This is a genomic window from Jiulongibacter sediminis (assembly GCF_001306455.1).
GTDB lineage: Bacteria > Bacteroidota > Bacteroidia > Cytophagales > Spirosomataceae > Jiulongibacter > Jiulongibacter sediminis.
The window spans coordinates 264666-284028 of the sequence record NZ_LGTQ01000013.1 but is presented as its reverse complement, the minus strand read 5'-3'; the positions used below and the strand labels follow the sequence as shown (position 1 = coordinate 284028).

Sequence of the window (19363 nt, the reverse complement as noted above, 5' to 3'; positions counted from 1 at the left end):
TCAAAAATTTAAAGATGAAACGCAAAGCAGGCATTTGTATTTCGGTCATCGTAGTAATGCTTCTGGCAGTCGTTTTTGCTTTTTTTTATTTCCTAAAACGTCAGCCAAGACTCAATGTATCTATTCTTCAATACAATCAACTCGAAACAGACCACACTGACATACAACTTAAGGTTAACCTAAAAAATGCCTTCCCCGTCAAAATTAAGGCCGACGACTTACAGCTCTCCATAGAGGCCAATAACGAAATAATAGCAGAAACTAAAGACAGAATACCAGTTACTCTACTTCCATTCAAAAGAAACTCTTTTACGGTACCGGTGAGACTTTACAGTAAGAAAATCAAGGAGCAGACGAAAGATTTGACCCCGAAATCAAAAGACAGCACCGACTACTTCTTTAATATCAGACTCCTGAAAGCTTCTCCTGAATTTCTGTTGCCTGATACCATTTTCTACACATATCACAGGCGGGTACCCACATTTAAGCTACCTGTGGTTTCATTGGAAAAGATTGAAACTGAACACCTTTTGAATCAATCAAAAAGAGAAGTGTACTTTTATATCAAAGTCATTAACTTCAATAATGATCCCATAATTCTACAAAATCCACAGTATAGTATACAGATTAACGACAGCAAAAAAGTGCTTCATGGCAAACGCAACGCCAATGTCACTGTAGCAGCTAATTCTTCAAAAGTCTTTAAAGTATTGCTAAATCTTGATGGCCAGAAACTTCTAAAGCATGCCGGTCACCTGCTTTTCAATAAATCGGAAAGTAAGATCCAGATTAAACTTGATTCTAAACTATTGGTAGAGAACGCTGTGCTGGACGGCTGCAAGATTCACACCCGAATAAACACTGACCTCGAGAGTCTTCTAAATTAGGTTGCAATCGGTTGCTATAGCTTGTAATCATACTTCAATATAAGCTACTGTGCCTACACAAATGACGTCTTCATGGATTCTCTTCTATCGAAAAAACAGGATTCTATAAATTCATAAAACTATTAAAAAACTTACCATGTCAAAATCCCTTTACCTTCTCCTTTTCACTTCTCTTATTTTCAACAGTTGTGTCACCAACTCAGAGTCTGAAGACGAAAAATCGGCTGAGAGTCAAATTTCAACTTCGGCAACTCCTTCACTTCAAATGGCCTGGCAAACGGACACTACACTCGTAACTCCTGAATCAGTAATATACGACGCTTCAAATGATGTTTTTTATGTCTCATGCATTGCAGGAATGCCTCCGGGAGCACATGATGGCGATGGCTATATCGCCAAAGTGGGACCGTCAGGAGAGATCCTTGCCAACCCATGGGTGACTGGTTTAGATGCCCCAAAGGGAATGGCAATTTATGATGGTAAACTATACGTGACCGATATTGATAAACTGGTAACTATTGACCTAAACTCAGGTGAGGTTTTATCAAAAACTCTTATTTTAGGAGCTCAATTTCTCAATGATGCCGATGTGGACAGCGATGGAACTCTCTACATGACAGACACAGAAACAGCTACACTGTTTATGGCCAAAGGCGATGAAATCACAGAAGTATTTAAAAATGACGAACTAGGCCGACTTAACGGAGTTTTTATTGATGGCGATAGAAAACTCTTTACTTCAGGCAAAGTCTTTACACTGGAGGGAGAAGACCTACAAATGGTAGCAGACAGTATAGGCGGCGGCGATGGCGTGGAGAAGTATAAGGATGGTTATTTTGTCTCGAACTGGAGTGGCGAAATCTATCATTTAGCCTCTGACTGGACGAAAACTAAAGTTTTAGACACTAAAGATGCAGGAATCAATGCGGCAGATATAGACATCATTGAAAGCAAAAACCTACTTGTAGTTCCTACGTTTTTTGAAAACAGAATTACAGCATATACCATCAAATAAAAGTCAGGAGCATTTTCCTGCTACCGAATTGAAAAAAATTGCTCTTGAAAGAATTCTGAAGGCGATATAGCTATTGAATTACCAATCAAAAGTCCAATACTTCTCCGTATTGGACTTTTTTCATTCTATACGAAAAACAAATCTTAAAACGTTTTGCAGTCATGTTGAGACTGCTCATTTTGGCTACCTTATTACTTTCGTGCTCTCCGGCAGAGATCCCTGAATATAATATTGGAGAAACACCAAAATTTGAAGGTCTCTTTCCTGAATCGCCTTTCCTTCAAAAAATCAAAGACAACCCTCAAATCCATCCAGACTCTGATAAGATGGTAAATTCTCTTGTAAAAGAGTCTCAAAAGTCTTTTGTCTTGAGTGTCAAAGAATGGACGGTACCGGTATTCTATTCTACTTCAGCAGACCAAACTTTCGATATCCCGTTAAAAGCCGGATGGGCACCTGTTGAAGAAATTAAGGGGGTCAGCATTCCTGCTTTTGCTAAACCCGACCCGGCGTCCGATGGCCACCTTTCCATTATTGATAAAGAAAAAGGCTGCGTTTACGACTTTTGGAAGGCTCAAAAAACCAAAAGTGGATGGAAGGCTGCATGGGCAAACGCACTACCCATTGAATCAGATGGGATTTATTCCTCAGGACTCTCTGCCAGAGGATCAGGCTTCGCTCTGTTGCAAGGCATAATTTGGCCGGAGGAGTTAAAAAATAATGAGATTAAACACGCTTTAGTTTTTAGCTTTAATCACACAAAATCAGGTGGACCGGTTTGGCCGGCTACAGAAAGTGATGGGACCACTAGTGGCAGAGAAGCCATCCCTGAGGGAGCCTTGGTTCAGCTCAGTCCCGATTTAGACCTCGACAGTTTAAATCTGAACAACTACGAAAAAACGATCGCCAAAGCCATGCAAGACTATGGAATGTACTGTGCTGACGATGGAGGTGGCCTTCAGCTTTACGCAGTTAATGCAAACTCCTATGCTGAAAATCCATATGGTGAATTCTGGGGAGAGCAAAGTCTGGTTTCTTTAAAGAAAATACCTGCAAAGTATTTCAGAGTATTGCAATTTGGTCAGCAGAAAAACACGACAGCAACCATTTCACCCAACCGATGCAACCAATTTTAGTGTAAGCTCCCGGATTCAAGACATCGGCTACACATTTCTCCTGTTGATGGACTTTAGGTTCTGGTCAGTAACAGAATAGTTAACTTCAATAGCAAATTTGAATCGTTGATCAGACTCAACTTCTTTAAAAACCCTAACAAATGAACTCAACCAGAAGAATTTTCTTAAAACAGGCCGGACTTGGCTCCCTTGGACTGGCGGCTTTGCCCTTCTTAACTCAATGCCAATCAGGCGAATCGGCGGCCAATGGCCCTTTTGTATTTGACCCTGTAAGTCCTGAATCACAAGGTGTAGATTCTCAGGCCATACTGGATTTTGTAAAGGCCGCCGACACAAGCGGACTGGAGTGGCATAGTTTTATGATTTTGAGAAACGGCAAAGTTTTGTCTGAAGGTTACTGGAAACCCTTCAAAGAAGGCTTGAAACATACTTTATACTCTTTGAGTAAGAGTTTCACCAGCTCCGCCATTGGTTTTGCGGTAGCTGAAGGACTCATTACGGTAGAAGATCAGGTCATCTCTTTTTTCCCGGATGATTTACCTGAGGAAATTTCGGAGAACCTTAACACAATGAAGATTAAGCATCTCCTGACCATGAATACGGGCCACGAAACCGACACCATGGGCCCGATACGGGAAAACCCTGACCAGCCTTGGGTGCAGTCTTTTCTGGCTCATCCTGTATTACATGAGCCAGGCAGTCACTTTCTCTATAACACAGGGGGTACCTACATACTCGGAGCTATTTTACATAAAAAGACAGGTCAAACGCTGGAAGAATATCTAAAGCCTAGGCTTTTTGACAAGTTAGAAATCACGAATTACGATTGGGAAAAATCCCCTCAGGGATTAAACACTGCGGGTTATGGATTGAGAGTTACGACCAACGATATTGCCAAGTTCGGTCAGCTCTATGTTCAAAAAGGAAACTGGAAGGGCGAACAATTACTCTCAGAAGAATGGGTAGAAGAAGCCACCCGAAAACATACTGACTCACAGGATAATGACAGCGATTGGGGACAAGGTTACGGCTATCAATTCTGGCGATGCAAACCAGAGCCTGGTTTTTTCAGGGGTGATGGAGCCTTCGGTCAATATTGTATCATGATTCCTCAATACGACATGGTGCTTGCGGTTAATTCTGAAACTTTTGATATGGGCAAATCCATGCAAATCATGTGGGATCATATTCTACCGGGTGTTCATCAGGATCCTTTGCCAGAGAATGAAGCCGCAACAAATAATCTAAAAGAAGCTTGCGAAAAACTAAGCCTTCCGGTGCCGGCAGTGCGTAAAACCTCTGAACTGGCAGCTGAAATCAATCAGAAACGCTTCGGGCTTACTGAAAATGATTTCGGAGTTAAAGCACTCACTTTTGATATTGCCGCCGATCAGGGCGAGTTGAAGATTGAAACGGAGGATGGTGAAAACACTCTTCGGTTTGGTGTAGAAAACTGGCTTGTCAATGACGAGTTTACAGAAAATAACTTCCCTCTCCAGGGCCGTATTCATGTACCTTCGCTTATTGCTTCTACCGCTACCTGGATTGATGACAAAACTTTGCAGATCAACCGTAAATTTATTGAAGCCATACACGGCGATACACTGACCTGTACTTTTGAAGGGGATCAGGTTACAGTGAGCTTCAATAATTCTGTTTCGGCAAATAACGGTGAGACCGAAGATTCCAGAGGGTCTATCTCAGGTAAGGCCTGATTCTCAACTACCAAACCAACCAAAACCTGCAAGGAGGCATTTTACCACTGGTAACCTTAGTCCAAAATGAAATGCCTCCTTGCTGTACTACCCCTCTTCCTGATAACTTCAGGTTGTCAAAAAGAAAAAATTGACCATAAAGGTTATCAGGAAGTTTGGGTTTTGAACGAAATCAACTTCAACAATCAGGGCTGGAAGATGGTTGAGAAAACTGAAAAACTCAACCTCTTCTTTAAAACGGACTCTACTCTTTTTGTGGAAACAGACTCACTGAGCTGTGATGGCACCTATGGAATAAGTTTGGTGAATAACGGGGCCTATCCCAAAAGTTATAAAATCTTTGCCCCTTGCATAACTCCTGCCGATCATATGTGGTGGACTTTCCAGGCTTCTAATACTGAAATGAATAATATTCAGGTGCTTCCAAGGTTAAACCCCACAGCCTATTTACTCAACACGGAATTTAAATTCAGGGTTGAAAAAGATTGATTTAACCGGTGCTTTTAGAATTCTTCATTTTTAAACAATGATTTGACCCTGTTTGGCGTATTATTTGGGACTACTCAGCCTGTAAAAAGCCCCTCATGAAAGCCATCAAAAGTTTTAGTGCTGAAAAATACAGTGGTCCCTGGACAAACCTCGAGAAAAAACATTTTCTCAATCGTGTTCTGTTTGGATGCACTCAGGATGACCTTCAGTCGCTGGAAAACAAAACTTTTGAGCAGTGTATTGAGGAGCTAATCCAACCTTCGCCGGCTCCCTTTCCCCCTCTGAATCATTATCAAAATCAGGAGCCGGATACCACCGGGGTGGCCTATGGACAAACCTGGATAAACGCCCCCTATGGCAATGGAGTAATAAATGCCCGGCGGGTTGCCTCTTTGAGAAGCTGGTGGGTACAGCAATTACTATTTCAAAAAAGAACCGTTCACGAAAAACTGATTCTATTTTGGCATAATCATTTTGCTACGCAAATGGAGATTTATGAAGTAGCCAAATTCGCTTTTGATTATCAAAACCTCCTCAGAACGTATGCCGTGGGCAATTTCAGGGACTTTGTGAAAGCCATAACCCTTGACCCGGCTATGCTTGAATACCTTAACGGGCAGCGGAACACAAAGGAGGCTCCTGACGAAAACTACGCACGTGAGCTGCAAGAGCTTTTCATGCTGGGTAAGGGCGAAAACTCAAACTATACTGAGCACGACGTGCGTGAGGCGGCAAGGGTGCTCACCGGTCATAATTACTCCAGGCTTGACGGTAAATACAGCTTTGATGCTTCACGGCACGACACAGGCGACAAACAATTCTCTGATTTTTTTCATAATCAAACCATTACTGGCAAGGCCCGAGAAGAGGGTGCCGGTGAAACTGATGAACTGATTGAGATGATTCTCCAACAGCCAGAGGTCAGCAAATTTATCGTCAGAAAACTCTATCGCTTTTTCATTTATTATGAGATCTCCGATGCCGTTGAACTGCAATTTATTGAACCGCTGGCAAAGCTCTTCAGAGAACAGAATTATGAACTATTACCCCTGTTGAAGGCCTTTTTCAGCAGCCAACATTTTCATGATCCCGCCTTTCATGGTGCCGTCATTGCCAGCCCTTTGGATTTTATTGTCAAAACTTTCAGACACCTGAAGCCTGAAGTTCCGGAAGAAACTGATGTGTTTTTGTATTACTCGGTTTGTAATGTTTTCATGTATTTTGCCGGTATTACACAGCAGATCATCGGTGATCCACCATCGGTTTCCGGCTGGCCGGCTTATCATCAGGCTCCGCTCTATCATCAACTCTGGATCAACTCAGATACTTATCAAAAAAGAAACCAGGGTATTTTGGCCTTGCTTTTCAATGAGGTCAAAAGCGAGGGCTACAAAGTAAAAGTTGATGTCATCCATTTGGCTTCTAAAACCACAGATCCTGGTGAACCAAATAAACTAATCAATGAACTGTCTGGTATTTTATTACCCATCGCCGTTGATGAGGCGGTAAAGCAGAAGTTTAAAAAAGATATTCTTCTCTCCGGCCAGTCCAATGATTATTACTGGACCCAGCTTTGGGATAATTTCCAAAATAAACCTGACGATGAAAACCTCAAAAACATGGTGGAGCAACGCCTCCGAATTTTAATACTATACCTAACCGGCCTTCCTGAATACCAACTGATTTGACCATGAAAAGAAGACATTTCCTGAAAAATATGGCTGCTGGTGGTATTGCTCCATACTTCATGGGCGGGTTGCCTTTATCGGCCTTCGGTCAATTGAATGAAACTGCTCTGGGTGATGACAAGGTTCTGGTGGTTATCCAAATGGCTGGTGGAAACGATGGACTTAACACGCTGATCCCTGTGGATCAATATTCCAGATACCAGTCAGCCCGCAAAAACATCGCAATTCCTGAAAATAAATTATTGAGCATTCCTCAATCAGACAAGATTGGCATTCACCCTTCTCTGGAGAAAATCACCCAACTTTTTGAAGAAGGTAAAGGAACCATCATTCAGGATGTTGGTTATCCTGATCCCGACTTTTCGCATTTCAGGTCTACAGACATTTGGAACACCGCATCAGATTCAGACAAGCATGTTTTAAGTGGCTGGGCGGGTAGATATCTTTCGATAGAAAACCCTGATTATCCGAACGGTTACCCAAACACCAATCACCCTGACCCTTTATCCATTCAGATCGGTTCTGTTTTAAATACCAGTTTACAAGGCCCCGTGTACCCGATGGGCATGGCCATCGCTGACCCTAACTTCTTTTATGAACTGATTGCTGAAACACCGGTAGCTACCACCTCCACGTACGCTGAAAAAGAGTTGGCTTTTCTAAAACAAGTGGCCAATCAAACCAACCAATACTCCGGCGTGATCAGAGATGCAGGTCAAAGAATCACAAATCAATCCGGCTATCCTGATGAATCGTTAGCCAATCAATTAAAAATAGTGGCTAAACTGATAGCAGGCGGGTTGCGTACCAAGTTCTACTTTGTTCAGATCGGTGGTTTTGATACTCATGATAATCAGGTTCAAAACGGTGACGTCACTAAAGGTGAGCATGCTGAACTTCTTCAAAAACTCTCAGAAGCTGTCTTTGCTTTCACTCGAGACCTTGAGAAACAAGGAATAAGCGAACGGGTGCTGACGATGACTTATTCAGAATTTGGTCGAAGAATCAGGTCAAATGCCAGTTTAGGAACAGACCACGGTGCCGCAGCACCTATGTTTCTGTTTGGAAGCCATGTGAACTCCAAAGTCTTTGGCGAAAATCCCATTTTGCCAGATAATCCACAAACAGAGGATAACGTACCGATGCAATATGATTTCAGGTCGGTTTACGCTTCGGTTCTGGAGCGATGGTTCTGTCTGGATACCGGTTCTGTTTCTGATGTGATGTTAAAGCCTTTTCAATCGTTGCCACTGATTCAGGGAGGCCCTTGCGGTTTTATCACAGCTAACGAGCCACAGCCTGAAATTCTTTTTAAGGCCTATCCAAACCCTTTTGAAGACTTTTTGACTATTGAATTTGAGAGCAAGGGAGGCTATAATTATGTTCAGGTTTTTAACTCCAGGGGTCAGCAAATAGGAAGCCCGGTTTCGGCAGACTACCCGAAAGGCCTGCAAAACGCCGTTCTAAAAACAAGTCGCTGGCCTAAAGGCATGTATTTTCTGAGATGGCAAAACGCTCTGGAACAGAAGGTTATCAGAATTATTAAAATTTAAATCGGCTGATTTTCGCCCTTCATCGCTTATTTAACTCAAACGGCATACCTTTTGATATTTCATTTACTTTTATAGAAAAATATTTCCTGATGAATACCCCAAAAAGCGTCCTTTCCCTACTTTTCTTTGCTCTTTTGGCGAGCAGCTCTTTTGCCCAGAATAAAATCAAAGCTCTGATAGTCGACGGTCAAAACAACCATGAACATTGGCCCAAAATCACGGTCATGATGAAAACCTACATGGAAAAAACCGGGCTTTTTGAGGTTGATATCCAAAGAACTCAGTACACCTGGCGTGGAGAAGAATTTCTCCCTGAATACCAAATTGAAGGAATGCCTCAAACTGAGGCTCTGGAAAAATCTAAGCAAGACCCCAATTTCGCTCCGGAGTTTAAAGAATATGACCTTGTGGTGATCAATTTTGGCTGGGATGCGGCTCCGTGGCCAAAATCCACTCAAAAAAGCTTTGAGAAGTTTGTCAAAAAAGGTGGCGGCGTAGTCATTGTTCATGCTGCTGATAATTCTTTCCCTGAATGGGAGGCTTATAATAAAATGATCGGCCTGGGTGGCTGGGGAGATCGCAATGAGAAAGATGGTCCTTATGTTTATTTTGACCGCCAGGGCGTGCTACAAAGAGATATGAAACCCGGCCCCGCCGGCTCACATGGTCCTCAGCATGAATTCAGAGTAGAAATTAGAAAACCTGAGCACCCCATCACCAAAGGCATGCCGGAGCTTTGGAGACATTCAAGTGACGAACTCTATGACGGCTTACGCGGACCCGCTCAAAAGATGACCATTCTGGCTACGGCTTTCTCAGCTCCGTTTAAAAGAGGGACTAACCGCCATGAGCCCATGATGATGACCATCGACTATAAGAGAGGCCGAATCTTTCATACGCCAATGGGGCACGATGACGAGTCTTGGGAATGTGTGGGTCTGATGACTACTTTCCTTAGAGGTGCCGAATGGGCGGCCACTAAAAAAGTAACAGTTCCTATTCCGGAGGATTTTCCGACAGAGCGATTTATCAGTAAACGCAAGTTTGATTAATCAAAAACGCAAACCTGCTCTCCTGATTTCAAAACGGTATTTCTAACACTGCCCGGACCTTCAAAGCGTACATGGACACCAACAATGTCATTGACAGCGTTGGTGGTTGTGGCCTCATAGGCCAATTTACCGTTCACGAAAAATTCTACTTTACGATTCTTACAGACCACACGAAGGTTGGTCCACTCATCCATGTCTGTACCAAAACCACTAAGGTCTGCCGAGCTACTATGCACTCCAAAACCATAGGCCGAAAGAAAAATATCCCCCACACAGGCCGACTGTGTTAGCGGTACAATCAGGATATCATCCTGCCCCTGAAGCATTATTCGTACATTTTGGCAGGCAGCCTTGCCACCGGAGAAAGTAGATTTCACCTCGGTTTCAAACTCAAAGTTATCTGTTTTAAAGCCTTTGATGTCTTTCAGATTGGTAAACCAAACCTCCGGTAAATCAGGGGTAAGCTCAATATTATACTTTTCAAAAAGCTCAGGCTCAGCACCTACTTCATTCTCTTTATAAATCTCATCTTTACTAAAATAAAGGGGCTTTTCACCCTGCGGAGCAGCCAGAATGCCCATCCATCCATCAGTAGTAATCTGAATGTCATGCTCTTTCAAAATATGATCTCCGGCCAAAAGTTTAGCTCTGAAATAGCCGGGATAATAGTATATGGAAGAATGATTTTTGCCGTTCCGATCAACGAGAACTTTTCTGCTGACATCCCAATTTTGCGAAATAAAAACGCTGTCATCTTCATCTGCTTTTGAAGCATCATATTCAAAAACCACCGAATTGGGCAAGCCGCTGGTCATCATGGTTTTCGAAGAGAACTCAAAGTCCTGAGAATCATATTTGGGCCGTGATTTCACAAACATGAAAACAGCTACCGCCATCAACAGAACAAGACTGGAAAACAAATAGGGCTTTAAGCGAAAATCGCTTTTAGGATTCTGCTGAACCTGCGGTTGCTCAATGTAATTTTCAACGACCTTTTCTTCTATTTCAGAAGATTCAAAAGCTCGCCAGTCTTCATAGCCGGCAAAAGCAGACAGTGCATTCAGCGTGGTGAAAGAAGGCTTATTCTGATATTTAACTTTTCCAAAAAAACGCTTTAGCGTAGAAACGCTCAGGTTGACTCCGGTGACTTTGAGAATTTCTTCACTTAATTTTTCAAAGTCGTAGTTCGACCAGTCTTCAACCGGTCCCCAACCGAGTCTGGTTTCAATCTTTTCCTTAAGTTTTGTGATAGCTTTCATTTCATAATTTAGGCCATTTGAGAGGCTCATCCTTACAAATTTAATGAATTTAGAAGGATTGCAAATCTACATATTCACCCGCTACCGAACGGGCTGGAAATGCAATTGAAACCAATATGAACTGGTTTTGAACAGGTTTTTGATGGCCTAACCCTTGAAATTGCGATTGCAAACAAATTCATAGAAATGAAAAAATCGATTCTTTCAATCACAGGTCTTTTGACTATCCTATGTTTTCAAGGGCTGGGTCAAACTCTTCAACCTGATCTCTCAATGACATCAACTTTCAGGGCCTCAAATCGGGAATTTGTCCTAAGCGAAGACGGTAGCAAAGGCCCAACTGTGTTTGTCAATAGTGAAGAAGGACCGGGAGTGATTTGGCTGGAGAATATTTGGCTATCTACCGGTTCCATCGAGTTTGACGTAAAAGGCAAGGATGTCCTGCAGAAGAGTTTTGTCGGGCTTGCTTTCCATGGGCAGAACGACAGCACCTATGAAGCCATCTATTTCAGGCCTTTTAACTTCAATAGTCAGGAGGAAATAAGGCGAAGCCACTCGGTCCAATACATTTTCATGCCCGAATTTGAATGGTACACTTTACGGGAAAATTATCCAGGCAAATATGAAAATCCACTTCCTCAACCGGTTAACCCAGACGACTGGTTTCATGTCAGAATCAGTATCAATGAAGAACAAATACTGGTTTATGTGAACGACTGGGTCTCCGAGGTTTTGGACGTAAAACCGATCAATCCTGACTCCAATGGAAAATTGGGATTCTGGGTAGGAAACCGATCAGACGGCACGTTTGCCAACCTCCTCATTCAACCCGATTAGTGCATCTTTTTAAAGCTAAACACAAATACAATGAACAAAGCAATTTCTCTCTTAACACTCTGCCTTTCTCTAAATGCTCTCGCACAAAACGTGGAAATGAAAGCAGAAAATTTTGACATCCCGAAACCCGAAAACGTGGAATTCGTAACCTACAAGGGCATGAAAAGCATGAAGCTTTCTGCCGGATCAGGGCCGGTGGAAATCAGGAACCTTAATTTCAAAGATGGCACCGTAGAGTTTGATCAGGAAGCCACCACCCCAGGTTTTGCCATCAGCCTCTATTTTCACCGAAAAGACGATCTGGAACAAGAGATTGTCTATCTGCGACTGAAAGATTTCGAGGATCCGCTGAGCAATGAGACTATTCAGTACACCACTTATCTGGACGGTGTTAATCTATGGGACATGCATCCGCATTATCAGGCACCGGCACCCGCAAAATTGAAAGGCTGGAACCATTTAAAACTGGTTATTTCTGGAAAGCGTATGAAGGTGTATTGTAATGGCAAAGAGGTGCTGGACATCCCCGAACTGGAAGGCAGAACCAACGATGGAAAAATTGCCTTTGAAGGAAACTCATACGTAACGAATCTGTCGGTCAAACCCAATGAAACCGAAGGACTTCACCCGGAGGCTTTACCTGATTTGACCCAATATCAGTCGAATTACATACGGGAATGGGCTATCACAGAACCTCAAAACCTACCGAGGGGTAAAGAAGTAACACGGGATGATTTACCAACAGGCGAAGATTTTGCCCAAACGATTTCCGCTGAAAGACTGGGCATGATCAATATCACCCGCGAACATGGCATGAGTAAAGAGCGACGGGTGATCTGGCTAAAAGCCGAGGTGGAAAGTAAAGTGCCTCAGACCATTGATTTACAACTGGGCTTCAGTGATGAAATATGGCTGTTTCTGAATAATCAGATGACTTACGTGGACAAAAACCTCTATCTGCAAGACATGCAAAAATACCCGCAAGGCCGCCTTTCCATTGAAAACGGTTCTGTGCCTCTCCATTTGAAGGAAGGGAAAAATACAATTACTGTGGCTCTCGCCAATGACTTTTATGGCTGGGGACTTATGGCACGCCTGCGAGAAACAGACAATCTGCTTTCCATTGAAAAATACACACCACCGCCGGTAGTAGCCATTGAAGATATGAATCAATACCTCGGTACGTACGCTACACAGTCCTTTCCGGTAACCATGACCTTTACCAACCAGGACGGAAAGCTCTTTGTTAAAGCCTCAAACCAGCCGACAGATGCCCTGAAAATTGACTATCGCGGCCATCACCTGTTTGAGCTGGAAAAAGAAAACTTGAAGTTTCAATTTAAACCTGAGCAAAAGCTATTGATTTTCACCCAGGGCGGGCAGGAGTATGAGTTTGTGAGGGAGTGAGAGTTAAAAATTTATTTTACGAAAAAAATGAAATAGTTTATGGATCCTTTGAGGTTGGCGTTATCTAGCGTTTTGATTTAAAACAATCGGCAATTCCTTGAGTTCTTTTGTTCATAATAGGCTAATTTCATCTTCATGGCAAAAGACATAAAAGGCTTCAACGTATTTATAGCGTCCCCAAGTGGATTGGATAAAGAAAGAGAAGTTTTTCGAAAGTGCCTTCAAGAGTTTAATTCTATTGAAGGAATTCGAAAAAATATTATTTTCAATCCGGATGGTTGGGAAAGGACACTAGGTGGCATAGGGAGACCACAAAGTATCATAAATCAACAAGTGATTGAAAGTGACTTTTTTGTTGTAGTGTTACACAATAAATGGGGTAGTCACCCAGGTAATAATAGATTTAATGCTACGTCTGGATCTGAGGAAGAATACCTTTTAGCACTTGAGTGTTTTCACGATTTAGATAAACCAATGAAACAAGTCGTAGTGGTTTTCAAGTCTTTGTCACTCAATGAGCAGGAAAATCCAGACGAGGAAATAAAGAAGGTCCTAAATTTTAGACAGTCAATAGAAAAAGGGAAAAATCTACTTTATCATACTTTTTCAAACATTCAGGATTTTGAAAAAATAATTCGAGAGCATCTTATTGATTGGAGCTCAAATCCGAATCAGAAAATTCAGTTAAATGAATCAACAGAAACTACAAGTGATCTCATTTACTATCTCGACTTGATTGAAAAAGACAGTTTATCTATCTCAAAAGAGGAAATACGGAAAGTAGAAAAAGGTTGGGAATATTATAATAATGGTAACCTTACAAAAGCAGAACTAGTATTTAGCAGCCTACAGTTTAAAAATTATAATATAATTACGTCTCTAAATCATTCGAAATTTTTAAGAAGATTGAAGCGAGACACAGAAAGCCTAAACCTTTTAAATGAAGCCGAAATTGTTGCCTCTCAGCTTGAAGCAGACTTTTCACTGGTAATTATTTATAACCTAAAAGGAAAGTACTATTACGAACAAAGGGACTATTTAGAAGGTATAAAATACTTTACTTTATCAATAAAGTTATCGACTCTACGTGATTTTTCATTTGAAATGGCCTATGGTCATAAAATGCTCGGAATTGTTCAGTATTCCAGTAATCAATTTAAACTGGGATTGGAAAGCCTTGAGAAGGCTATCTCAATTAATAGCCAAAATAACTTTACTTATGAACTGGCTAAATGTCATGAATGGACTGGTACAATATTAGCTGCTCAATGTAAATTTCAGAAAGCAGCCGATTCATATATCGAGGCTTCATCTTCATACAAGGAACTTAATAAACTTCAGGATTATTCCAATTCGAAATTAAAGGCGGCCAGAAATCTTATTTATGTTGGAAAACTAGATGAAGCTTGGACAATAACAGACAATTCTCTAGAAATTGATAGTTTGGATGAAGAATCAGAGAATTTACTCATTTCATTATCGAATTTTGGCCGAATTTGTTTGCTAAACTCAGACTACAAGACCGCATTTGAATACTTCTCGAAAGCCGTGACTAGGGCAAAAGGTTTGAATAATGACAAGATAATCGCTTCCGCTCTTCTCGACTTGGCTCAGTATCATTTTCAAATACAAGACTATGATAATTGCAGAAAAAACAATGAGGAAGCATTGAAGCTCTATTCTAAAAGCCAAGACAAGAAAGGATTGGCAGCTGTTTTCGGAAATTTTGGTAACATAGATGTTACAAATAATGACTTTGATTCTGCGATAAAAAACCTCAGCAAATCGCTTGAATACTACTCAGAAATAAACAACGACTTAGGATTAGCCAATCAAACTGGAAATATTGGAGTTCTATTCATCAAAATGGGAAAATATATCGAGGCAGAAAATATGCTGAAACAATCCATTCACCTCAACTCATATATTGATAACCTTTCAGGCTTGGCTAATGCACATGGTAACTTGGCTTCACTATTTTTAGACAAGGGAGATTACGAGAAGGCTGAGACAGAAATTCAAAAGTCAATTGAAATAGAAACTTCGCTGGGTAACATAAGTGGAGCAATCGGTGATTTCATATTACTTAGTGATATCAAGGCCAAATCTTTGAATTTTATTGAATCTAATAAAATCCTGAACAAAGCACTTCAGTTAGCCAAGAATTCTGGACTCGTTTTTTGGGAGGAAAAAGTCTCTAATAAAATGAGAAAGCGAAATCTTGAAATACCATAATTCCTTCTGCGAATAACAATTTTGGGGTCACTCGAAACGCTATTGCAGAATACATTTCTTCAAGAATAGCTAAAAAAACTACCCGAGCCCGCAAGTTTTTTCTGTTAATTTCATCTAAGGATATAGAGGAGAAAGGGAGAATGGAACAGGGAGAAAGGAGACGGCAATTAAAAAAACTTCCGGCATTCCGAAGGACTCTGTGAGCCAACACTCCGCAGGACTCTGCGAGCTGACATTCCGCAGGACTCTGTGAGCAAACATCAAGCATAACCCTATTTGACAGAAAGAGAACTTATACTGGCGATTAAGAACGGGCAGGAAACAGCCTTTAGAGAACTGGTGGAAATGTATCAGCACCGGGTCTATAATACTGTTTTGGGCATTATTCAGAACCGTCTGGAAGCCGAGGATATCTGTCAGGAAGTGTTTATGGAGGTGTATGCCGGGGCCAAAAGTTTCAGGGGAGATTCTAAAGTGAGCACCTGGATTTACCGGATTGCGAGTAATAAATCGCTGGAGTTTTTGAGAAAAAATAAAGCTCAGAAACGCTTCGCTTTTGTCCGTAGTCTGTTTGGTAAAAACGATGAATTAGAGGTACAGCCCTCGCATTTTGAGCACCCGGGAGTGCAGCTTGAAAACAAAGAAAGAGCCGCAGTACTTTTTGGGGCCATTGAAAAACTGGCAGATAACCAAAGGGTTGCCTATTCCCTTCACCATTTAGAAGGTTTGAGTTACCAGGAAATCACCGAGGTGATGGATTTGAGCAAATCGTCGGTAGAATCATTGCTCTTCAGAGCGAAACAAAACCTGAGAAAATTATTGAAAGAATTTTACGAACAAGATCATGAATAAACGAACCGAAGAAGAAATAGAAAAAACGCTTCAGCTGGTTGACAAGATAGACAAAGCTGAAATGCCACCATTTTTTTACACACGCCTTAAGGCCCGAATGGAGAAAGAAATTGTGGCGAATCCAAAAGTAGCCTGGCTGCTGAAACCGGCGTTTGTGATTCCTTTGCTGGCGATCACCATTGCTATTAACAGTCTAACCATAAGCACTTTACTCCAAAACAGATCAGCTGATACAAGTGAAAAAGAGGCGTTCATCAATGAATACAATTTAAGTGCTACCTATGGTGTAAACCTTTACTAAGATGCAAACAATTAACACAAAATGGCTTTGGGGAATCGGGGCTTTGCTGCTCCTAAACCTCGTTTTATTGGTCACCGTATTTCTACAAAAAGGCAGTGACACCAGGCCAGAACCAAGTCCTTTTCTTGAAGAAGCTTTGAGTTTTAGCCCTGAGCAAAAGCAGGAATTTCATGCCCTCAGAAACGAGCACCATCAACAAATGATGGAAAAGAACAAAGAAATCAAAGAACTTAAAGACCAGTTTTTTGATGGTTTAAAAGGAGACGTTGCAAAAACTGAAACAGAAATTATCAATAAAAGAATAGGTGAATTAGTCGCCGAAATCGATATGATCACCTTTGAGCATTTTCAGGAGGTTCGGGCTCTTTGTACTCCTGAACAGCAGAAGGAGTTTGATTTGATCATCACCGACCTTCTTCATGGAGGAATGTCACAACAAGGGCCTCCAAGAATGGGTCCGCCTGACGGGAACAGAGGCCCGGGACCACCTTCGAAACGTCCCGGCGGCCGGCCATTTTAATTCATTGAATATTGAAATTCAATTTTCAAAATAACCTCCTAAAAACCACAGGAGGTTATTTTTTTTAGACCACAAAGCTCTCATAATAAGTTAGTTAAAGAATATGTCTAAAAATTTTAATACTGCCCCGCAAGTTTTTAAAACCAATCACATCTAACCTTCTATACCAATCAAAAACATCGCCTTTGATAAAACTCTACAAGTAAAACCGGTTTACTATTTCTTGAAATTTTGGGTCGTGACAACCCTTCAACCTTTTAAAATTTATCAAAATGAAAAAGATCATAGTAACAGCTCTTGTAGCAGTAGCAGTCAATTTAACCTCTTGCGATCAAAACGAAGTTTCACCCGCAAGCACCCTGACGGAAGCCTTTGACATGGCAACGGCCGGCGGTGGTCAGCCAGGATCAGAAAGACCCGGCCCCGGAGGAATGGAAGGCCAGCGGCCGGAAATCACGGAAGTCGCCGTAGAAGAACTCAGCAGCTCCATCACGGAATACATCAACGCCAATTATGCCGGGGCAACCATTGACCGGGCAGGCACCGACCCCGAAGGCAACTTCCTCTTGGGTATCAGTCTGAGCGATGAAGGCCATCGTGGATTGCTGTTTGATGCCTCGGGCAACTTTGTCGAAGAAAAACAAAAACCTGAAGGAAAAGGACCAGGTGATAAAATGGGACAAAGACCTGAACTGACTGAACTGGACATCTCTGCCCTTTCAGCTACCATTTCAGACTATATCTCAGCCAATTATGCCGATTTCTCAATAGAAAAAGCAGGTACAGATCCAGAAGGAAACACAATGGTTCTAGTGAGCAATGGAGATACTAAAACGGGTCTTCTTTTCAATGCCGAAGGTGGTTTTGAGAAAGAACTTCCACCTCCACCTCATCGACCAGAAGGTCAACCTGAAGCAGGTCAGTAATTCATTTTCAAAGCCCCCGTTACTACAAAACGGGGGCTCTCATTCAAATTATTTCAATTATGAAAATATTATCGATAATACTATCGCTGGGCATACTATGCAGTTGCGACATCCAGGAAGCTGCATCTCCCTCTTTACCAAATGGTAATCCACCTCAAGGCCCACCACCCATGGGCATGCAAAACGGAGGTCAGAATAATAATGCCGGAACCAACTCGGGAACCGCAGGCGAACAGAGTTTTGACAATAATAACACTGACCTCGCCTCAGGATATAAGTATTTTGAAAGCAATGTTGAAGTCTATCAGGAAGGTGATTATATGGTGATAAATACGACCGGAATCCCTAATCATGGTAGCCCGTATTTCAACAGCTCCGATAGCCGCTATGAAGCGTATAATGGCAGCAACAGTCAGTTTTTTACGGCACCAAACAGCATTTCCAACAGCCCGTTGACCTACAGAATTCCGCTATCGCCCACAAAAGCCAGTAGTGCAGAAGCGACTCCGCTAGGCCCTATAGGTGTGGCATTAAACGGTATTCCGTTTTACAATCAATACGCCGCCGGAAGGTCGCCGCTGACTAACGAGATCAATACTTTTGATCAATACAACGGCCACCCTCAGCAGCAGGGGCAATACCACTACCATGTGGAGCCGCTTTACCTTACGCTCAATAAAGGCAAAGATGCCTTGCTGGGTTATTTGCTTGATGGCTTCCCGGTTTACGGTCCGGAAGAAAACGGAAATACCGTAAGCAATAATGAACTTGATGCTTACCACGGCCATGCTCATGCCACCGCAGATTACCCCAATGGCATCTATCATTATCATATCACCGATGCCGACCCCTATATCAATGGAAGCGGTTTTTATGGCAACCCCGGGACAATAAGTCGATAGAAAAATGCGAATCTTCCTATTCATCATACTCGCCGGTTTATTGGGTTTCTCAAAGAATGAGATTCCTGAACATCAAGTCTTGGGACCTGACTCCCGATTAAAAAAAGAGAAAGGTATTCTTCACCTGAATCAGAGGGCTTTTAGCGGATATTTGGTCACTTACTTAAATGACGGTCAGCTGATTTCTAAAACAGGTTACCTGAACGGAAAGCTTGAAGGTGTATCTCAAAAATGGGCCGCCGAAGGTCAATTGACCGAAGAAAGGTACTACCATCAAAATCAAAGAACCGGACGGCACGTTGGGTACTTCGAAAATGGTCAAAAGCGTTTTGAGTACGATTTCAACCGAGGGTTACCCATAGGAACACATAAAGAGTGGCTTGAAGATGGTCAACTCTATTCCATAAGTAATTATAACTCCGATGGACAGCCGGAAGGGGAACAAAAACTCTATTTCCCTTCCGGTAAAACCAGGGCCAATTACGTGGTCAAAAACGGAAGACGATACGGACTTCTCGGAGCCAAAGGCTGTATGGGAGAGAATGAGAGGCAGGGGGTGGATTTTTGATGCGGGGTGTTTGATGTCGGA

At 42.1% G+C, this 19363-nt stretch carries 18 protein-coding genes; 17 read left to right on the top strand and 1 reads right to left on the bottom strand.

Features of this window, described 5'->3' with window-relative positions:
* The first annotated feature begins 14 nt into the window (after positions 1-14).
* From AFM12_RS17710 to AFM12_RS17675, 8 genes are all read left to right on the top strand, one after another.
* Positions 15-887 carry a hypothetical protein gene (locus AFM12_RS17710; RefSeq protein WP_055151143.1) on the top strand — a complete coding sequence of 291 codons (873 nt, stop codon included), beginning with the start codon at positions 15-17 and terminating at the stop codon, positions 885-887.
* A gap of 136 nt (positions 888-1023) precedes the next feature.
* Complete coding sequence (locus AFM12_RS17705) at positions 1024-1902, top strand: SMP-30/gluconolactonase/LRE family protein (RefSeq protein WP_055151140.1); 879 nt, start codon at positions 1024-1026, stop codon at positions 1900-1902.
* Positions 1903-2063: 161 nt separating this feature from the next.
* Positions 2064-3038 (top strand): hypothetical protein, encoded by a 975-nt coding sequence (locus AFM12_RS17700; RefSeq protein WP_055151137.1) that lies wholly within the window; start codon positions 2064-2066, stop codon positions 3036-3038.
* A 140-nt stretch (positions 3039-3178) separates the two neighbouring features.
* On the top strand, positions 3179-4753 hold the full coding sequence (locus tag AFM12_RS17695; RefSeq protein WP_055151135.1) for a serine hydrolase domain-containing protein: 1575 nt from the start codon (positions 3179-3181) through the stop codon (positions 4751-4753).
* Between the two features lie 66 nt (positions 4754-4819).
* Positions 4820-5242, top strand: coding sequence for a hypothetical protein (locus AFM12_RS17690; protein ID WP_055151132.1), 423 nt, complete (start codon positions 4820-4822; stop codon positions 5240-5242).
* Positions 5243-5337: 95 nt separating this feature from the next.
* The gene (locus tag AFM12_RS17685) at positions 5338-6930 is read left to right on the top strand and encodes a DUF1800 domain-containing protein (protein WP_055151129.1); all 1593 of its coding nucleotides are present in this window, start codon (positions 5338-5340) and stop codon (positions 6928-6930) included.
* Positions 6931-6932: 2 nt separating this feature from the next.
* The gene (locus tag AFM12_RS17680) at positions 6933-8483 is read left to right on the top strand and encodes a DUF1501 domain-containing protein (protein ID WP_055151126.1); all 1551 of its coding nucleotides are present in this window, start codon (positions 6933-6935) and stop codon (positions 8481-8483) included.
* Positions 8484-8572: 89 nt separating this feature from the next.
* Positions 8573-9535 (top strand): ThuA domain-containing protein, encoded by a 963-nt coding sequence (locus AFM12_RS17675; protein WP_055151123.1) that lies wholly within the window; start codon positions 8573-8575, stop codon positions 9533-9535.
* Here the strand turns inward: AFM12_RS17675 and AFM12_RS17670 are convergent.
* Complete coding sequence (locus AFM12_RS17670; protein ID WP_131458460.1) at positions 9532-10794, bottom strand: hypothetical protein; 1263 nt, start codon at positions 10792-10794, stop codon at positions 9532-9534. The two genes, AFM12_RS17675 and AFM12_RS17670, sit on opposite strands and share 4 nt — an antisense overlap.
* 186 nt (positions 10795-10980) lie before the next feature.
* Between AFM12_RS17670 and AFM12_RS17665 the strand changes: the two genes are divergently transcribed.
* The 9 genes from AFM12_RS17665 to AFM12_RS17625 all read left to right on the top strand — a co-directional run bounded on the left by AFM12_RS17665 (position 10981) and on the right by AFM12_RS17625 (position 19342).
* The gene (locus AFM12_RS17665; RefSeq protein WP_055151117.1) at positions 10981-11631 is read left to right on the top strand and encodes a hypothetical protein; all 651 of its coding nucleotides are present in this window, start codon (positions 10981-10983) and stop codon (positions 11629-11631) included.
* Between the two features lie 30 nt (positions 11632-11661).
* Complete coding sequence (locus tag AFM12_RS17660; protein WP_055151114.1) at positions 11662-13038, top strand: LamG domain-containing protein; 1377 nt, start codon at positions 11662-11664, stop codon at positions 13036-13038.
* A gap of 135 nt (positions 13039-13173) precedes the next feature.
* Positions 13174-15273, top strand: a complete 2100-nt coding sequence (locus AFM12_RS17655) for a tetratricopeptide repeat protein (RefSeq protein WP_055151111.1) — start codon at positions 13174-13176, stop codon at positions 15271-15273.
* A 276-nt stretch (positions 15274-15549) separates the two neighbouring features.
* Entirely contained in the window at positions 15550-16125 is a 576-nt protein-coding gene (locus AFM12_RS17650; protein WP_055151108.1) for an RNA polymerase sigma factor, read from the top strand.
* Positions 16118-16426, top strand: a complete 309-nt coding sequence (locus AFM12_RS17645; RefSeq protein ID WP_055151105.1) for a hypothetical protein — start codon at positions 16118-16120, stop codon at positions 16424-16426. The genes AFM12_RS17650 and AFM12_RS17645 overlap by 8 nt, the downstream gene beginning before the upstream one ends.
* Before the next feature lies 1 nt (position 16427).
* Positions 16428-16946 carry a Spy/CpxP family protein refolding chaperone gene (locus AFM12_RS17640; protein WP_055151102.1) on the top strand — a complete coding sequence of 173 codons (519 nt, stop codon included), beginning with the start codon at positions 16428-16430 and terminating at the stop codon, positions 16944-16946.
* A 272-nt stretch (positions 16947-17218) separates the two neighbouring features.
* Entirely contained in the window at positions 17219-17872 is a 654-nt protein-coding gene (locus tag AFM12_RS17635) for a hypothetical protein (RefSeq protein ID WP_055151099.1), read from the top strand.
* Between the two features lie 59 nt (positions 17873-17931).
* Complete coding sequence (locus AFM12_RS17630; protein ID WP_082391403.1) at positions 17932-18774, top strand: YHYH protein; 843 nt, start codon at positions 17932-17934, stop codon at positions 18772-18774.
* A 4-nt stretch (positions 18775-18778) separates the two neighbouring features.
* A complete protein-coding gene (locus AFM12_RS17625; RefSeq protein WP_055151093.1) occupies positions 18779-19342 on the top strand; it encodes a toxin-antitoxin system YwqK family antitoxin in 564 nt (187 codons plus the stop codon).
* The last annotated feature ends 21 nt before the right edge of the window (positions 19343-19363 follow it).